Source organism: Pseudoroseicyclus sp. H15 (assembly GCF_054353345.1).
This window is the reverse complement of the sequence record NZ_JBTHJE010000015.1, coordinates 1-1,260: the sequence shown is the minus strand read 5'-3', so window position 1 is coordinate 1,260 and position 1,260 is coordinate 1. Positions and strand designations below refer to the sequence as shown.

General features: G+C 65.4%; 3 protein-coding genes. 2 read left to right on the top strand and 1 reads right to left on the bottom strand.

Features of this window, described 5'->3' with window-relative positions:
• Together ACXN5S_RS19630 and ACXN5S_RS19625 are read left to right on the top strand one after the other, a co-directional pair.
• The coding region (locus tag ACXN5S_RS19630; protein WP_458607187.1) for a hypothetical protein at positions 1-264 on the top strand (264 nt) is incomplete at its 5' end.
• Complete coding sequence (locus tag ACXN5S_RS19625; RefSeq protein ID WP_458607186.1) at positions 257-682, top strand: hypothetical protein; 426 nt, start codon at positions 257-259, stop codon at positions 680-682. The genes ACXN5S_RS19630 and ACXN5S_RS19625, both read left to right, overlap by 8 nt.
• A 13-nt stretch (positions 683-695) precedes the next feature.
• Here the strand turns inward: ACXN5S_RS19625 and ACXN5S_RS19620 are convergent, their stop codons facing one another.
• Entirely contained in the window at positions 696-926 is a 231-nt protein-coding gene (locus ACXN5S_RS19620; RefSeq protein ID WP_458607185.1) for a hypothetical protein, read from the bottom strand.
• Positions 927-1,260 lie beyond the last annotated feature (334 nt).

Here is a 1,260-nt window from a genome sequence, read left to right as displayed (position 1 = left end):
ATCATCTCCGGCGCCGGCGGTGCCTATGTGCGGGCCGTCTTCGCGCCGCAGGCAGAATGGCGGCGCCGGTTGGTCGAGGGCTCGGCCGGCGCCGTCTCCGCCATCTTCCTCGGCGGCGTCGTTGGCCATGTCATCGACGTGATGAGCGGTGCTGGCGTCTATGCCTATCTCGCGGGCGGCTTCCTGATGGGGGAGGGCGGCATCGCTGCGGTGCGCGCGGTGCGGTCCCGCTTCTTGCCGAAACAGGAGGCCGACGATGCCTGAGCTGGTCCTCACCCTGCATAACCTCACCTCGATCTCGGCCGTGCTGCTCTGCTGGTGGGTGGCGCACCAATATGCGCATTCGACCCCGCCCGGGCGCTACATCGCTGCCATGCTGGGGCTCACCGGCTTCAGCGTGCTCGTGACCATGTTCGCGCGGAATATCGAGACGGCGCCGGAGCTGCTGATCATCGTCTCGAAGGCGGCATTGGCGTGCTTCCTCGTTGGCCTCGCCATCCGCAATCACCGGACCGGTCGGGACAACCCCGATCTGCCTGCACCGAACGACAGCCCGAGCTGGCGCCACGCCGCGCGGAATGCCGAGACAAGGGCCGAAGTGCTGGCGCGGGCCGTCGTGCGCGGCAATGGCCCGCGGGCCAACGCTTTGGCGAAAGAAATACTGCGGACCCACCGCAGATAGCGGCGCTCGGCGATTACCTCACTCGGCGCAGGATCAGTCCGGAGCCGACGATCTCAAAGCCATCCAGGTCCGGCCGGGAAAGGACTGTTTGCCCGTCGCGCAGCTGCGAAAGCACCTGAACCTGGACGCTGATTACTTTCCCAGTCGTCTCCTCGGTCCGCTGTTCTCTACTGCTGTAGATGTAAACGGTGTGCCGATTGCCCTTGTCGTCCTCGCACTCGACCCGATTAATCTCGAACGCCATGCCCGTGCGCACCCTGCTAAAAAGTCTGCATCGCGCGCCCTAGGCCGCAGTGCCAGACCCCACAATTGCCGCGAAGACTGAAGTCTCCGGCTACGCCATCTTCTCAGACGAACTCTTGACCCCGCAATAGGTTTGCCCCGCTCCGGCGGGGTTTCCTGCATTGGAGACAGCCCATGCTGAAACGTATCGACGCGCCCGCCATCGCCTACCTTTTCGGCCTCGCGGTGAACGACAATCTGCGCTCGACGGCGCTCGGGCTCGAGAGGGGCGGGATGGCCGCTGGTCTCGATCGCCCGCACCGGTTGGTGCAGTACCTTGCCCAGCTCGCGCACGA

Excerpts from the sequence above, each read along its gene's own strand:
- ACXN5S_RS19625 (WP_458607186.1), top strand. The coding sequence starts at position 257 with ATGCCTGAGCTGGTCCTCACCCTGCATAACCTCACCTCGATCTCGGCC.
- ACXN5S_RS19620 (WP_458607185.1), bottom strand. The coding sequence starts at position 926 with ATGGCGTTCGAGATTAATCGGGTCGAGTGCGAGGACGACAAGGGCAAT.